Raw genomic sequence first — 14,735 nt, forward strand, 5'->3', positions numbered from 1 at the left:
AGGCTCGTGGCCATGCACGGACACACGCTCGACCTCGCCCTGGACGGCCCGGAACTCACCGCCCGGCTCGTCGACTTCCCGTCGGTGAGCGGGCAGGAGAAGGACCTCGCCGACGCCATCGAGGCCGCCCTGCGCCCGCTGACGCACCTGACCGTCGACCGGCACGGCAACAACATCGTCGCCAGGACCTCGCTGGGCCGTGCCGAGCGCGTCGTCCTGGCCGGCCACATCGACACCGTCCCCATCGCCGGCAACGTGCCGTCCCGGCTCGACGGGGACGGCGTGCTGTGGGGGTGCGGCAGCACGGACATGAAGTCGGGTGTCGCCGTCCAGCTGCGGATCGCGGCGACCGTACCGGAGCCCAACCGCGACCTGACCTTCATCTTCTACGACAACGAAGAGGTCGCCGCCCACCTCAACGGCCTCGGCCACGTCGCCGAGGCGCACCCGGACTGGCTGGAGGCGGACTTCGCCGTCCTCCTGGAGGGCTCCGACGCCGAGGTCGAGGGCGGCTGCCAGGGCACGCTCCGGGTCCACCTGCGGCTGGAGGGGGAGCGGGCACACTCGGCACGCGGCTGGATGGGGTCCAACGCCATCCACGCCGCCGCGCCGGTACTGGCCCGGCTGGCCGCCTACGAGCCGCGCCGCCCGGTCATCGACGGGCTGGAGTACCACGAGGGGCTCAACGCCGTCGGCATCGAGGGCGGCGTCGCCACCAACGTCATCCCGGACGCCTGCACCGTGGTGGTCAACTACCGCTACGCCCCCGACCTCACGCCGGAGCAGGCCGAGGCCCATGTCCAGGAGGTCTTCGCGGGCTGCGGCGTCGTCGGGTTCACGGTCGACGACCACTCCGGCGCGGCGATGCCCGGCCTCTCGCACCCCGCGGCCAAGGCGTTCATGGAGGCGGTCGGCGGTACGGCGAAGCCCAAGTTCGGCTGGACGGACGTCTCCCGGTTCGGCTCGCTCGGCATCCCGGCGGTCAACTACGGCCCCGGCGACCCGCTCTTCGCGCACAAGCGTGACGAGCACGTGCGCGTCGACCGGATCACGCACTGCGAGGAGCGCCTCCGCTCCTGGCTCACCGGCTGACGCACGGCATTCCCCTGCCGGTAACCTCCGCGGACCTACGCTGAAGCGACACACGCATATAGCAGGTCGGCGGAGGGAGCAGGTCATGGGCAACCCGGAGGACGCACGGATCCCCGAGGGCGCGCAGGTTCCTGAGGGCGCGGTGCAGCCCGAGGAACAGCGGATGGGCCCGGTTCTGCGCCGCAGGGACCAGGTGCAGCCGGGCACGACCGACCAGCGGCTGCTGGACACCGAGGGCGACTCCGAGTGGGTGCACACCGACCCGTGGCGGGTCATGCGGATCCAGTCGGAGTTCGTGGAGGGCTTCGGGGCGCTGGCCGAGCTGCCGAGCGCCATCAGCGTCTTCGGCTCCGCCCGCACCCCGGCCGGCGGACCGGACTACGAGGCGGGCGTGCGGATCGGCAAGGCCCTGGTCGAGGCGGGCTTCGCGGTGATCACGGGCGGTGGCCCAGGGGCCATGGAGGCGGCGAACAAGGGGGCGAGGGAGGCCAAGGGCATCTCGGTCGGACTCGGCATCGAGCTGCCGTTCGAGTCCGGTCTGAATCCACATGTCGACATCGGCGTCAACTTCCGCTACTTCTTCGTCCGCAAGACGATGTTCGTGAAGTACGCCCAGGGATTCGTCGTCCTGCCCGGCGGCCTCGGCACGCTGGACGAGCTCTTCGAGGCGCTCACGCTGGTGCAGACCGGCAAGGTGACGCGCTTCCCGATCGTGCTGTTCGGCTCGGCGTACTGGAACGGCCTGGTGGACTGGCTGCGGGACACGGTGGTCGCGGGCGGCAAGGCCTCCGAGAAGGACCTGATGCTGTTCCACGTGACGGACGACGTGGAGGAGGCGGTCAGGCTGGTGACGAAGGAGGTCGGACGCTGAGGGGCGGCGCCGGCGAGTGACCCCGGGGCGCCGGGCGGTCCCGGCGCCCCGGGGTCACGACCGGTCCCCGCCCGGAGTCCCGCCGGGTCACGCCGGTCCCTGCCCGGGTCACGCCAGTCCCCGCCGTGCCACGGCGGGGGCGCGGTGGCCCGCGATGGACGCCACCATGTCCAGGACCTGCCGCGTCTCCGCCACCTCGTGCACCCGGTACACCCGCGCTCCCAGCCACGCCGACACGGCCGTCGTCGCGAGCGTCCCGACCACCCGCTCCTTGACCGGCTTGTCCAGCGACTCCCCCACGAAGTCCTTGTTGGACAGGGAGACCAGCACCGGCCAGTCGGTGGCCGTCATCTCGTCGAGCCGGCGCGTGGCCTCCAGCGAGTGCCGGGTGTTCTTACCGAAGTCGTGACCGGGGTCGATCATGATGCCGTCCGGCCGGACCCCGAGCGCCACAGCCCGCTCGGCGAGGCCCACGGTCACCCGCAGGATGTCCGCCATCACGTCGTCGTACGCCACCCGGTGCGGCCGGGTGCGCGGCTGCGCACCGCCCGTGTGCGTGCACACGAGGCCTGCCCCGTACCGCGCGGCGACCTCGGCGAGCTTCGGGTCGACACCGCCCCACGCGTCGTTGAGCAGGTCCGCCCCCGCCTCGCAGACAGCCTCACCCACGTCGTGCCGCCAGGTGTCCACACTGATCACCACGTCCGGGTGGCGGCGGCGCACCTCCGCGACGAAACCCACCGTCCGGCGGGCCTCCTCCTGCGCCGACACCTCCTCGCCGGGACCGGCCTTCACCCCGCCTATGTCGATGATCGCGGCACCCTCCGCGACGGCCTCCTCGACCCGGGAGAGCGCGGGCTCGTCGTGGAACGTCGCCCCCTGGTCGTAGAAGGAATCGGGGGTCCGGTTCACGATGGCCATGATCACCGGCTCGTGCGGTCCGAACTCGCGCCGCCCCAGCCTGAGCGCCCCGCTTGGCATCGCTGTGTCCTCCTAGGTAGGTCGCCTGCGACCCTAAGCCCTCCGTCCGGATCATGCCGGGTCCGCCCCGGCCCGCCAGGAAAGGCCCTGGCTGTCGGTGGCGCATGGCACGATCTGGACGGACAGGTATCCGCTTCCGGGGAGATGCACGTGTTCTGGTTCTTGCTGCTCACGATGGCCGTGGTCGTGGCCGCGGTCACACTGGCGGTGGTCGGCGGAGGTGGAAGTGCGGTGCTGCAGGACGTCGAGGGCGAGCGGCTCACCGATCCGCTGCCGGAGAACCGCCCGGTCGGCCGTGCCGACATCGAAGCGCTCCGGCTGCCCCTGGCGGTGCGGGGCTACCGCATGACGGACGTGGACGAGGCGCTGGGCAGGCTCGGCGCCGAGCTCGCCGAGCGGGACGCCCGCATCGCCGAGCTGGAGTCCGCACTCGCCGGGGCGCGGGCGACCGCGGCGGGTGGCCCCGACGTCTTCGAGCGGCCGGACCGGCCTCACACCGAGGAGAGCGGCGGGCCCACCGAGGAGGACGGGCGATGAGCGGCTCCCTGCCCGCACCGGACGGACGCCCGCGCTGCCCGTGGGGCCTGTCCACGCAGGACTACCTCACCTACCACGACACCGAGTGGGGCCGCCCGGTCCGCGGCGACGACGCCCTCTTCGAGCGGCTCTGCCTGGAGGCTTTCCAGTCCGGGCTCTCGTGGCTGACGATCCTGCGCCGCCGTGAGGGGTTCCGCAGCGCCTTCGCCGGATTCAGCATCGCGGCGGTGGCGGAGTTCACCGACGCCGACAGGGAACGCCTCCTCGCCGACGCCGGCATCATCCGCAACCGCGCCAAGATCGACGCGACGCTGGCCAACGCCAGGGTGCTGGCCGGCTGGGACGAGGGCGAGCTGGACGCACTCATCTGGTCGTACGCCCCCGATCCGGCCGCCCGCCCCGCCCCGCGCACCCTCGACGACGTCCCGGCGGTCACCCCGGAGTCCACGGCGCTGGCCAAGGAGCTCAAGAAGCGGTCCATACGATTCGTCGGCCCCACGACCGCCTACGCCCTGATGCAGGCATGCGGTCTGGTCGACGACCATCTGGCCGACTGCGTGGCCAGGGGCGGCCGGTAGCGGCCTCGCCGCCGGTCTACCTGCCGAGGTACTTCGGCGGCTGCTTCGCGAGGAAGGCCTCCACCGCGATCGCGTGGTCCTCGGACGCTCCCGCCCGGGTCTGGAGTTCGTCCTCCTTCTCCAGCGACTCGGCGAGCGTGTGTCCCGCGCCGTACGCCATGGAGGCCTTGAGCGCCGCGTAGGCCACCGTCGGCCCGTCCGCCAGCGCACGGGCGACCGCCCGGGCCTCCGCGGCCAGGTCGGCCGCCGGTACGACCTTGTTGGCGATCCCCAGCTCGTACGCCTCCTGGGCGGTGATCGAGCGGGGGAAGAGCAGCAGGTCGGCGGCGCGGCTCGCGCCGATCAGGCGGGGCAGGGTCCAGGAGACCCCCGAGTCGGCGGTCAGTGCCACGCCCGCGAACGACGTGTTGAAGGCCGCGGTGTCGGCGACCACGCGGTAGTCGGCAGCGAGGGCGAACCCGAAACCCGCGCCTGCGGCGACCCCGTTGACGCCCGCGACGACGGGCTTCTCCATCTCGGTGAGGGCCCGCACGATCGGGTTGTAGTGCTCGCGCACGGTGCTCAGGGCATTGCCGCCCCCGGTCCCGCGGGCCTCGGCGAGCTTGGCGACGTGCTCCCTCAGGTCCTGGCCCACACAGAAGGCGCGCCCTGTCGCGGTCAGCAGGACCGCCCGTACGGCGGTGTCGTCCGCGACGGCCCGCAGCGTGTCACGCAGCGCGACCTTGGCGGCGGTGTTCATGGCGTTCATCGCGTCGGGGCGGTTGATCGTGATCGTCGCGAGCCCGTCGCTCACGTCGGTGAGCACGGTGTCAGCCATGGTGTCGGCCAGGTCGGCCATCGCTGGGTCTCCTTAACGGCTCCGGCATTGTGCCTGTCCACGCAAGCATGGCCGAAGCCGACCGCACGGTATATGTGACCTGCGTCTAACAATTGGCTCTCGGCTGAGGGGCGGAGGCGGCGCAGTATCGCAGCCGGATCGCCGAATTGGGTGGTTTTGGCACAGCGCGTTGCGCAAGCGATGCCGACCGATGTTGGTCATCGGGGTCTTCGATGCGGGATAATGCGGAGGAAGCATTGTGTTCGACGCCGGTGAGGCAGCGCCTGTCATGGAGCCGCCGGTTGCGATGAGCTGGTTTCAGGAAGGGGAACGAGCATGGCGGCCATGAAGCCGCGGACGGGCGACGGCCCGCTCGAGGTGACAAAGGAGGGGCGGGGCATCGTCATGCGCGTTCCGCTCGAAGGCGGCGGTCGGCTTGTCGTCGAGCTGACTCCGGACGAGGCCGATGCACTCGGCGACGCCTTGAAGAAGGTCGTCGGCTGAGACTGAGGCGCCCACACTTCACCACTGCCCCGGCGCGGACCGCGTGCCGGGGCAGTGGTGCGCCGGGAGGGACGTCCGGCCGTGCCGGTCCGGCCGGGCACCTCGGGCGTCAGCCGCGCCGTACCGCGCACAGCAGGCCGTCGCCCACCGGCAGCAGTGTCGCCATGAGCTCCTGGCTCTCCCGCACGGCCCGCAGGAGTTCACGCAGGCGCAGCACCTCGGCCGGCTGGGCGGCGGAGTCGATGGTGCGGCCGTCCGCGAAGACGCCTTCGAAGCAGACCAGGCCGCCCGGCTTCAGCAGGCGCAACGATTCAGCGAGGCAGTCCATGCTCTCGAGCCGGTCGCCGTCGCAGAAGACGAGGTCGTACCCGCCGTCCGCGAGACGCGGCAGGACGTCGAGGGCGCGCCCCGGGATGAAGCGGGAGCGGTTCGTGGCGAAGCCGGCCGCCCGGAACGCCTCGCGCGCGAACTGCTGACGCTCCGGCTCGGGGTCGACGGTGGTCAGTACGCCGTCCGGGCGCATCCCCTGGAGCAGGTAGATGCCCGACACGCCCGTTCCCGTGCCGATCTCGGCCACCGCTTTGGCGTCCGCCGTCGCCGCGAGCAGGCGCAGGGCGGCGCCGGTGCCCGGGGACACCGAACGGAGCCCTGTCTCGTGAGCCCGGTCCCGGGCCCAGAGCAGAGCTTCTTCCTCGGCGACAAAGGCGTCGGCGAACGCCCAGCTCGTCTGCCGGTTGGCGGTAATGACCCTCTCCTGTCCCCGTAGTTGGCGCAACGGTGACTGTATCGGCTGGAGCCGGGAACCCGCAGATGGGACCGGGCGTTAGGAAGGGGCAGGGGAAAACACCTGGACCGGGCCCCGTGGCCGGGCCCGCGACGGTGCTCCTGGGTGCCCGGAAGTCCGGGCGCCACCAGGGATAAGGGCTTATCCGGAGCTAACGGGCGAGGTGGCTATGGTAGGGGCTCCACTGGACACCACCAGAGCCGATAGGGGAGGTGCGGCTGCGCCTGTGGGCCGGAGAGGAGTGCTGCGGCGCTTTCTCGGGTCGGCGGGTGAGCCGAAATCCGTGACCAACATTGCTGACCGTTCTTCCGACGTTTCCGCACCGACCGCGACCTTCGCCTCTGATGCGGATTCTCAGGCGTGGACCCCACCCTCATGGGAAGAGATCGTCAGCACGCACAGCGGTCGGGTGTACCGCCTCGCCTACCGCCTGACGGGTAATCAGCACGACGCGGAGGACCTCACCCAGGAGGTCTTCGTCCGTGTCTTCCGTTCGCTGTCGACGTACACCCCCGGGACGTTCGAGGGGTGGCTGCACAGGATCACGACGAATCTCTTCCTCGACATGGTCCGCCGCAAGCAGCGGATCCGTTTCGACTCGCTGGGTGACGACGCCGCGGAGCGGCTGCCGAGCCGCGAGCCGTCCCCCCAGCAGGCCTTCAACGACACGCACTTCGACGCGGACGTGCAGCAGGCGCTGGACACCCTCGCGCCCGAGTTCCGCGCCGCGGTCGTGCTCTGCGACATCGAGGGCCTCTCGTACGAGGAGATCGCCGCCACCCTCGGCGTCAAGCTCGGTACGGTGCGCAGCCGCATCCACCGCGGCCGCTCCCACCTGCGCAAGGCGCTGCAGCACCGGTCGCCCGAGGCCCGCGCCGAGCAGCGTTCCCTGGCGGACGCGGTCCTGGCAGGGGAGGGGGGAACGGCGTGAGTGGCACAGGTCAGACCCCCGCGGAGCAGCACCTGGGGGACCGGCTCGCCGCGCTTGTCGACGGTGAGCTCGCGCACGATGCCCGGGAGCGGGTCCTCGCCCACCTGGCGACCTGTTCCCGGTGCAAGGCCGAGGCCGACGCCCAGCGGCGGCTGAAGAGCGCCTTCGCCTCCGCCGCCCCGCCCTCACCCTCGGAGGGTTTCCTCGCGCGACTGCAGGGCCTCCCCGGGGGCGCCGGCGGTGACGACGACAGCCGGGGCGAACCCTTCGGTGGCGGCAGACGCTTCAGGGAAGGGGTCTTTCCCGTCCTGCATCCCCCCGGGCGTACGGAGCCGGGCCGGGGATCCTCGCCCCTGAGCGGCTTCGGTTACCTGCCCACGACGCACGGCTCGGGCGCCGTGCTGCCCGGCGGGCCGTCGGATTCGGTCTTCCGCGTCCACGGAGCCGGCCGGGAGGCGGAGCGTTCCCCCTGGCGTGCCCGGCGCTTCGCGTTCGCTGCCGCCGGTGCCGTCTCGCTGGCGGCCATCGCGCTCGGCGGCACCCTGCCGCTCGGCTACGGCCCCGAGGCGCCGCTCAGCGCGGAGGGCGCCGGTGCGAGCGTGACCCCGATCGACTCCGACGCCCGGGCGGCGAGCGCCGCCGCACGGGGAGGCAGCGCCGACGCGCGGACCCGGAGCGCCTCCACCGCGGCCGACCGGACGGGCGGCGGCGGCGCGCTCTCGGCCGGCGTGGGTCCGGGTGCGCCGACGGCGCCGACGCCTGCCCCGTCCCCCGGGCCGGTGCTCGCCGCCGCGCCCTCCCTGCTCGGTACGACGGCTCTCACCGGGCGCACGCTCGTCTTTCCCGTGCTGAACATGACGGTTCCGCCGCTGATACGCCCGACCGACGCCGGCCCGCTGTACTCCGCCGCCCTCGGTCGGCCCGCAGCCCCGGAACCGGCAGCGCCCTCGGCGACAGCCGCACCCGCGGCGACGGCCTCGGCCCCGCCGCAGGTCCGCGACCGGGCGATTCCGCTCTCTCCGCTGCGCTGACCGGGGACCCTGCGCGCCGATTCGCAAACCTGGTTGAATTCCGGCAGGAACGCCCCCGCGGGGGCGTGCAGAGGCCAGTGGCGGGGAGAGCATGGACGACGGGAAGCCCAGCGGGCCGAAGGCGAAGTGGTGGAGCCGTCCCTCCGCGGGACGCACCGGGCCTGCCGGGCCGACGGACGCGGCGCCTGTCCCGCACGAGGACACCGCCGTGCGGGACGTGGCCGTCCCGGCGGAGACCGCCGTGCGGGACGCGGTCGAGCGGGAGACCGAGGTGCGGGACGTGCCCGTCCCGAGGGGGACCGCCGTGCCCGCCGACGAGGCCCCTGAGGCTCTGCCGGCCGGCGGACCGCCGGTTCCCGGCCGTTCCGCCGGGGAGCCGGTGACGACGGTGCATCCCGAGCAGCCGGTGGCACCCGGTCACGCCGCCGCCGGACAGCCGCCCGCCCCGGTACCCGCGCTCGCGGACCGCGAGCCGCCGGTGGCCGCATTCGGGCGGCAGCCGCTGCACGCGCCCGACGAGTACAGCACCCCGCCCTACGGCGGCCCGGGGCCCTGGGCACCCGCGCCGCCCGTCCAGCGCCCGGTGCCCACCCCCGCCCATGGCCTTCCCATGCCGCCGCCCTACCCCGGGACGAGCGGCCACACGACGACGGCGACCACGCACCCCGTGGCTCCGGAGGCCACTGCCCAGGCCCAGGGTGAGGTGTACGCGCCCCCGGCACCTCCGTGGACGGCCCCGCAGCACCAGGCGCCACCGCCGCAGCACCCACCGCACCAGCCTGCACCGCACCAGCAGCAAGCACAGGGGCCTCAGCCCATGACGGGCGCGTACCAGCAGCCCCCGGGACAGCCGCAGGCTCCCTCGCAGTGGCTGCGCTACGACCCGTGGAGCGCGCCCACGCAGCCCCTGAGCAGTCCCGGTCCGCTTCCCGGGACCGGCGGCCGCCGGCGCCCCGGCCGCCGGGGCTCCGTGCTGGCCGGGGCCGTCCTGCTCGCCCTCGTCGCGGGCGGGATCGGCGGCGGGATCGGTTCCTACATCGAGCGCAACGGTGGCCTGACCACGGTCGAACTGCCCCAGGCCGACCGGGACAACGGGGACCGGGCGCCCGACAGCGTGGCGGGCATCGCCTCCAGCGCGCTGCCCAGCGTCGTCACCCTGCACGTCAGCGGCTCCGCCGAGTCCGGCACCGGCACCGGCTTCGTCCTCGACGACAAGGGCCACATCCTCACCAACAACCACGTGGTAGCCCCCGCCGGCTCGTCCGGCGACATCACGGTCACCTTCAGCGGGGGCGAGACCGCGTCCGCCGAGATCGTCGGCAAGGACAGCGGCTACGACCTGGCCGTCGTGAAGGTGCACGGAGTCTCCGGGCTGAAGCCCCTGCCGCTCGGCAACTCCGACAACGTGCGGGTGGGCGACCCCGTGGTGGCCATCGGCGCCCCCTTCGACCTGTCCAACACGGTCACCTCCGGCATCATCAGCGCCAAGCAGCGGCCCATCACCGCCGGGGGAGAGAAGGGCGACGGCACCGACGTCAGCTATGTCGACGCCCTGCAGACCGATGCCCCGATCAACCCCGGCAATTCGGGCGGTCCGCTCGTGGACGCCGACGCCCGGGTCATCGGGATCAACAGCGCCATCCGCGCGGCCGACAGCGGCTCGGCTCTCGACGGCGGCCAGTCCGGTTCCATCGGTCTCGGTTTCGCCATACCGATCAACCAGGGCAAGCGGGTGGCCGAGGAACTGATCAACACCGGCAAGGCCACCCACCCGGTGATCGGCGTCGCGCTGGACATGGATTTCACCGGCGACGGGGCCAAGGTCGGCGGCAAGGTGGCCGACGGCGGGTCCGCGGTCACCGAAGGCGGGGCCGCCGACGAGGCGGGCATCCGGGCGGGTGACGTCATCACCGAGGTGGACGGCGGGCGCGTGCACAGCGGCGAGGAACTCATCGTCAAGATCCGCGCCCACCGGCCGGGCGACCGGTTGGCCCTGCGGCTGACCCGTGGCGGTGAGGAGCTGTCCGTCACGGTGACCCTGGGTTCGGCGAGCGGCACCTGACGGACACCGGCAGGTACCGTCCGGACAGCTTCGGCGGGTACCGTGGAGCCGGTCCGGCCCCTTGACGACCTGGTGGCGGAGAACCGCGGGAACGCAGGGAACACGCGGAGAACACGAGGAGCAGCAAGGTGTTCAATGACATAGGCGCACTCGAGCTGCTGACGCTCGTGGTCCTCGCCGTGCTCGTATTCGGCCCCGAAAAGCTGCCGAAGGTCATCCAGGACGTCACGCGCACCATCCGCAAGATCCGTGAGTTCTCGGACAGTGCCAAGGAAGACATCCGCTCGGAGCTCGGCCCCCAGTTCAAGGACTTCGAGTTCGAGGACCTGAACCCGAAGACGTTCATCCGCAAGCAGCTCTCGGACGGCAACGACGACCTCGGGCTCAGGGAGATCCGCGAGAGCTTCGACCTGCGCAAGGAGATGGCGGAGGTCACCGACGCGGTGAACGGCCGTGAGAGCGCGCCGTCGTCGGACGGCGGGTCGTCCGTGGCCGCCGCACCGGCCGCGGGTACCACGCCGGATCTCCTCAAGAAGGCCCCGCAGCCCGCCAAGGACGAGCGTCCGCCCTTCGACGCAGACGCCACCTGAGACCCGTCAATCCCGACTCGTCCGGACGGTATGGCTATTCTCCATCTGTCCGGTAGCGAGGTTGCCCGTGTCCCGTGGGGGCGGGCCGCGCCGGATCATTGACAGATCGAGGAGGCGGCCGGGCAGTGGAGACGACGAGTCGGGTAGGGGCGGACGGTGCGCCCCGCGCAGCCACCGCGGAAGGAGCGCCGACGGCCCGGCGTACTGTCGACGGCTATCTCAAGGCACCGTTCCCCTGGTACGGGCTGGACGAGGCCTTCACCGGTCCGCGCTGGCTGATGCACGTGGCCGCCGCGGCGGACGGAACGGTACAGCACGGATCCACCGGGCACGGCGAGGAGCCCGTCGTACGGGCCGACGCGGGCGCGGAGAAGGCACGTTTCGCCGTCGTCGTGACCGTGGGCAGCAGCCCGGTACGGAACAGCGGGGACGGCACGGGGGTGCTGGAGGCCACCACGGTCTCCTCCGCGGCGTGGCTGGCCGGGTCGGCCCTGCTGTCCCACACCTGGCCCCCGCAGATGGACCACACCCTGCGTGGCGAATGGCTGGACCAGCAGACCGAGACCGCCTTCGAGCTCGCCGACGACCTGGAGCAGGCGCCCTGGTCGACGCTCTCGCTCCCCGTGGACGGCGTGCCGGTGGAATTCCACTACCGGGAGTCGGAGTTCGGCTGGGTGCTCGCGGGATCGGCGCCGGACGGGGTGCACATCGGCGCGTACGGGCGCGGCATGAGCGCGTACGGCCTGGGCTTCTCCGTGATCGGCGACATCGCGTCGTACGGCGACTGAGCACCGCGCGGGCCGGCCGGTACGGGGGAGACGGCGACCGGCCGCCGCACACGCCGCCGGGAAGCGCTGCGGCCGGGTGCCCGCACACGCCGGCAGGGAATCTGCGCGGTGGTGTGCGGGAAGGGGCGGTCTCCGCGGAGACCGCCCCTTCCCGCGTGCACCGCTCTCAGAACTTGTTGCGCGGCGTGAGCCCCAACGACATGCCGGACAGACCGCGCTGACGGCCTCCCAGCCGCTCGGCGATGGAGCGCAGCGCCGCCCCGGCCGGGGAGTCCGGGTCGGACAGCACGACGGGCTTGCCCTCGTCGCCGCCCTCGCGCAGGCGTACGTCGATCGGGATAGAGCCCAGGACCGGCACCTCGGCGCCGACCGTCTTCGTCAGCCCGTCGGCGACCCGCTGCCCGCCGCCCGAACCGAACACGTCGACCGTCTCGTCGCAGTGCGGGCACGGCATGCCCGACATGTTCTCCACGACGCCGACGATCTTCTGGTGCGTCTGCACGGCGATGGAGCCGGCCCGCTCGGCGACCTCCGCAGCGGCCTGCTGCGGGGTCGTGACGACCAGGATCTCGGCGTTGGGCACGAGCTGGGCGACGGAGATCGCGATGTCACCGGTGCCCGGCGGCAGGTCGAGCAGCAGGACGTCCAGGTCGCCCCAGTACACGTCGGCGAGGAACTGCTGCAGGGCGCGGTGCAGCATCGGCCCGCGCCACACCACCGGGGCGTTGCCCGGGGTGAACATCCCGATGGAGATGACCTTCACGCCGTGCGAGGACGGCGGCATGATCATGTTCTCGACCTGGGTCGGCTTGCCGTCCGCGCCGAGCATCCGGGGCACGCTGTGCCCGTAGATGTCCGCGTCCACGACGCCGACCTTGAGCCCGTCGGCCGCCATCGCCGCGGCGAGGTTGACGGTCACCGAGGACTTGCCGACCCCGCCCTTGCCGGACGCGACCGCGTAGACCCGGGTCAGCGAGCCCGGCTTGGCGAACGGCACCTCGCGCTCCGCCGTACCGCCGCGCAGCGAGGCGGCGAGGTCCTTGCGCTGCTCGTCGCTCATCACGTCGAGGGTCACCTCGACCCGCGAGACGCCCTCGACACGGGCCACCGCGTCGGTGACGTTCGTGGTGATCGTCTCGCGCATCGGGCAGCCGGAGACCGTGAGGTACACGGTGACAGCGACTACACCGTCAGGATCGATTTCGACCGATTTCACCATGCCCAGCTCGGTGATCGGTCGGTGGATCTCCGGGTCGTTCACTGTCGCCAGTGCTTCGCGCACCGCGTCTTCCGTAGCCATACGGACGATGGTACGGCGCCGGAGCCTACGCGCGGGCAGCCACTCAGCGGTCGCCTTCGTCACTCTCGGACGGGAGGACGACCCGGCGCTCCTCCATGTCCTTCACCATCGCCTCCAGTTCCGAGCGGATCCAGTCCCGGGTGGCGACCTCGCCGAGGCCCATCCGGAGCGCGGCGATCTCCCGGGTGAGGTATTCGGTGTCCGCGATCGAGCGCTCGTTCTGCTTCCTGTCCTGTTCGTGGGTGACGCGGTCGCGGTCGTCCTGACGGTTCTGCGCGAGCAGGATCAGCGGGGCCGCGTACGAGGCCTGGAGGGAGAGCATCAGGGTCAGGAAGATGAACGGGTACTCGTCGAACCGGACCGCCGCCGGTGCGCAGATGTTCCACACCACCCAGATGATGATGATCAGCGTCATCCAGACGATGAACCGCCCGGTGCCCAGGAAGCGGGCGATGCGCTCCGAGAAGCGGCCGAACGCCTCGGGGTCGTACTCCGGCAGCAGCCGGCGCCGCGGCGCCTTCGGCTGGTCGAGCCGGGGCCGCGGGGGGCGTACGACACCCGACGCGCCCGTCGACGCCGCCTTCGCCCGGTCCTCAGCGGCCACCCGCCATCCCCTCCTCACCCTCGAAGTCGGTCTCGCGCCAGTCCTCGGGGAGCAGGTGGTCCAGCACGTCGTCCACGGTCACCGCGCCGAGCAGTGAGCCGCTCTCGTCGACGACGGGCACCGAGACCATGTTGTACGCGGCCAGATAGCTGGTCACGGCGGGCAGCGGGGTGTCCGGGGCCAGCGGCACGAGGTCGCTGTCGACGATCGAGCTGACCAGGGTGAACGGCGGGTCGCGCAGCAACCGCTGGAAGTGCACCGTGCCCAGGTACTTGCCGGTCGGCGTCTCGTCCGGCGACCGGCAGACGTACACCTGGGCGGCCAGCGCGGGGGACAGGTCCTGCTGGCGGACCCGGGCCAGCGCGTCCGCCACGGTCGCGTCGGGCCGCAGGATGATCGGCTCCGTCGTCATCAGCCCGCCCGCGGTCCGCTCCTCGTACGCCATCAGCCGCCGTACGTCGGCGGCGTCGTCCGGCCGCATCAGCGCGAGCAGCCGTTCCTTGTCGGCCTCCGGCAGCTCCGAGAGCAGGTCGGCCGCGTCGTCCGGGTCCATCGCCTCCAGCACGTCCGCGGCCCGGTCCTCCTCCAGCTTGCCGAGGATCTCCACCTGGTCGTCCCCGGGCAGCTCCTCCAGTACGTCGGCCAGCCGGTCGTCGTCCAGGGCCGCGGCGACCTCGGCCCGGCGCTTGGGCGACAGGTGGTGCAGGGCGTTGGCGACGTCGGTGGGGCGCAGCCGCTCGAACGTGGCCACCAGGCTCTCGGCGCCCTGCCCCTGCTCCTCCAGCGAGAAGCCGCTGATCGCCGACCACTCCACGGTCAGCGTCTCGCCCTTGCGGCGCAGCGCGCCGCCCCTTCCCTTGCGTACGAAGAACTTGTCGATCTCCCAGTCGCGGCGGGCCGGGAGCTGCTGGATGGCGACATCGAGGACGGTGACCTCCTCGCCGGTCTCCACCAGACGCACCCGCCGGTCGAGGAACTCGCCGAGGACCAGCCGCTCGGTCGGGCGCTGCTCGAAGCGACGCATGTTGACCACACCGGTGGTGATGACCTGACCCGACTCGACGCCCGTCACCCGGGTGATGGGCAGGAAGATCCTTCGCCGGCTCACGACCTCGACCACCATGCCGAGCAGTCGCGGAGGCCGCCCGCCGACCCTGAGCATCGCCACCAGGTCACGGACCCGGCCCACCTGGTCCCCATTGGGGTCGAACACCGGTACGCCGGAAAGGTGCGAGACGAAAACCCTGGGAGCGCCTGCCGCCATA

At 72.2% G+C, this 14,735-nt stretch carries 16 protein-coding genes; 10 read left to right on the forward strand and 6 right to left on the reverse strand.

Translation table 11 applies throughout. The features are described 5' to 3' along the window. The first annotated feature begins 12 nt into the window (after window positions 1–12). Both dapE and ACH4VO_RS00880 read left to right on the forward strand, forming a co-directional pair. The gene (gene dapE / locus ACH4VO_RS00875; RefSeq protein ID WP_360997860.1) at window positions 13–1,092 is read left to right on the forward strand and encodes a succinyl-diaminopimelate desuccinylase; all 1,080 of its coding nucleotides are present in this window, start codon (window positions 13–15) and stop codon (window positions 1,090–1,092) included. Between the two features lie 85 nt (window positions 1,093–1,177). Continuing rightward, on the forward strand, window positions 1,178–1,963 hold the full coding sequence (locus ACH4VO_RS00880; RefSeq protein ID WP_360997859.1) for a TIGR00730 family Rossman fold protein: 786 nt from the start codon (window positions 1,178–1,180) through the stop codon (window positions 1,961–1,963). 108 nt (window positions 1,964–2,071) lie between these two features. On the opposite strand, the gene folP is transcribed toward ACH4VO_RS00880, so the two are convergent. Continuing rightward, window positions 2,072–2,944: a dihydropteroate synthase gene (folP, locus tag ACH4VO_RS00885; RefSeq protein ID WP_360997857.1), complete on the reverse strand. Its 873-nt coding sequence runs from the start codon at window positions 2,942–2,944 to the stop codon at window positions 2,072–2,074. 144 nt (window positions 2,945–3,088) lie between these two features. On the opposite strand from folP, the gene ACH4VO_RS00890 reads away from it, so the two are divergent. Next, window positions 3,089–3,481: a cell division protein DivIVA gene (locus tag ACH4VO_RS00890; protein ID WP_360997855.1), complete on the forward strand. Its 393-nt coding sequence runs from the start codon at window positions 3,089–3,091 to the stop codon at window positions 3,479–3,481. Next, window positions 3,478–4,059, forward strand: a complete 582-nt coding sequence (locus tag ACH4VO_RS00895; protein WP_360997853.1) for a DNA-3-methyladenine glycosylase I — start codon at window positions 3,478–3,480, stop codon at window positions 4,057–4,059. Before ACH4VO_RS00890 ends, ACH4VO_RS00895 begins: the two co-directional genes overlap by 4 nt. Window positions 4,060–4,075: 16 nt before the next feature. Here the strand turns inward: ACH4VO_RS00895 and ACH4VO_RS00900 are convergent, their stop codons facing one another. Beyond that, window positions 4,076–4,876: an enoyl-CoA hydratase-related protein gene (locus ACH4VO_RS00900; RefSeq protein WP_360997888.1), complete on the reverse strand. Its 801-nt coding sequence runs from the start codon at window positions 4,874–4,876 to the stop codon at window positions 4,076–4,078. 336 nt (window positions 4,877–5,212) lie between these two features. Between ACH4VO_RS00900 and ACH4VO_RS00905 the strand changes: the two genes are divergently transcribed. Continuing rightward, window positions 5,213–5,380 (forward strand): DUF3117 domain-containing protein, encoded by a 168-nt coding sequence (locus ACH4VO_RS00905; RefSeq protein WP_003966491.1) that lies wholly within the window; start codon window positions 5,213–5,215, stop codon window positions 5,378–5,380. A 109-nt stretch (window positions 5,381–5,489) separates the two neighbouring features. Here the strand turns inward: ACH4VO_RS00905 and ACH4VO_RS00910 are convergent, their stop codons facing one another. Further along, window positions 5,490–6,155, reverse strand: coding sequence for an O-methyltransferase (locus ACH4VO_RS00910; RefSeq protein WP_360997852.1), 666 nt, complete (start codon window positions 6,153–6,155; stop codon window positions 5,490–5,492). Window positions 6,156–6,333: 178 nt separating this feature from the next. Here ACH4VO_RS00910 and sigE point away from each other — a divergent pair, with 178 nt between their 5' ends. From sigE to ACH4VO_RS00935, 5 genes are all read left to right on the forward strand, one after another. Further along, the gene (sigE, locus tag ACH4VO_RS00915) at window positions 6,334–7,095 is read left to right on the forward strand and encodes an RNA polymerase sigma factor SigE (protein WP_360997851.1); all 762 of its coding nucleotides are present in this window, start codon (window positions 6,334–6,336) and stop codon (window positions 7,093–7,095) included. Then, window positions 7,092–8,126 carry a zf-HC2 domain-containing protein gene (locus ACH4VO_RS00920; protein ID WP_360997850.1) on the forward strand — a complete coding sequence of 345 codons (1,035 nt, stop codon included), beginning with the start codon at window positions 7,092–7,094 and terminating at the stop codon, window positions 8,124–8,126. Before sigE ends, ACH4VO_RS00920 begins: the two co-directional genes overlap by 4 nt. 91 nt (window positions 8,127–8,217) lie before the next feature. Next, window positions 8,218–10,188 carry a trypsin-like peptidase domain-containing protein gene (locus tag ACH4VO_RS00925; protein WP_360997848.1) on the forward strand — a complete coding sequence of 657 codons (1,971 nt, stop codon included), beginning with the start codon at window positions 8,218–8,220 and terminating at the stop codon, window positions 10,186–10,188. 128 nt (window positions 10,189–10,316) lie between these two features. Beyond that, complete coding sequence (locus ACH4VO_RS00930; protein ID WP_360997846.1) at window positions 10,317–10,778, forward strand: sec-independent translocase; 462 nt, start codon at window positions 10,317–10,319, stop codon at window positions 10,776–10,778. A 125-nt stretch (window positions 10,779–10,903) separates the two neighbouring features. Further along, window positions 10,904–11,566: a hypothetical protein gene (locus ACH4VO_RS00935; RefSeq protein WP_360997845.1), complete on the forward strand. Its 663-nt coding sequence runs from the start codon at window positions 10,904–10,906 to the stop codon at window positions 11,564–11,566. A 166-nt stretch (window positions 11,567–11,732) separates the two neighbouring features. Here the strand turns inward: ACH4VO_RS00935 and ACH4VO_RS00940 are convergent, their stop codons facing one another. The 3 genes from ACH4VO_RS00940 to ACH4VO_RS00950 are packed head-to-tail and all read right to left on the reverse strand — an operon-like array spanning window position 11,733 to window position 14,734. Continuing rightward, window positions 11,733–12,866 carry an Mrp/NBP35 family ATP-binding protein gene (locus ACH4VO_RS00940; RefSeq protein ID WP_360997843.1) on the reverse strand — a complete coding sequence of 378 codons (1,134 nt, stop codon included), beginning with the start codon at window positions 12,864–12,866 and terminating at the stop codon, window positions 11,733–11,735. Between the two features lie 43 nt (window positions 12,867–12,909). Further along, complete coding sequence (locus ACH4VO_RS00945) at window positions 12,910–13,470, reverse strand: DUF1003 domain-containing protein (RefSeq protein WP_360997842.1); 561 nt, start codon at window positions 13,468–13,470, stop codon at window positions 12,910–12,912. Next, the gene (locus tag ACH4VO_RS00950; protein ID WP_360997840.1) at window positions 13,460–14,734 is read right to left on the reverse strand and encodes a magnesium transporter MgtE N-terminal domain-containing protein; all 1,275 of its coding nucleotides are present in this window, start codon (window positions 14,732–14,734) and stop codon (window positions 13,460–13,462) included. Before ACH4VO_RS00950 ends, ACH4VO_RS00945 begins: the two co-directional genes overlap by 11 nt. Window position 14,735: the final 1 nt, after the last annotated feature.

The organism is Streptomyces sp. NPDC020780, from assembly GCF_044334475.1.
Classification (GTDB): Bacteria; Actinomycetota; Actinomycetes; order Streptomycetales; family Streptomycetaceae; genus Streptomyces.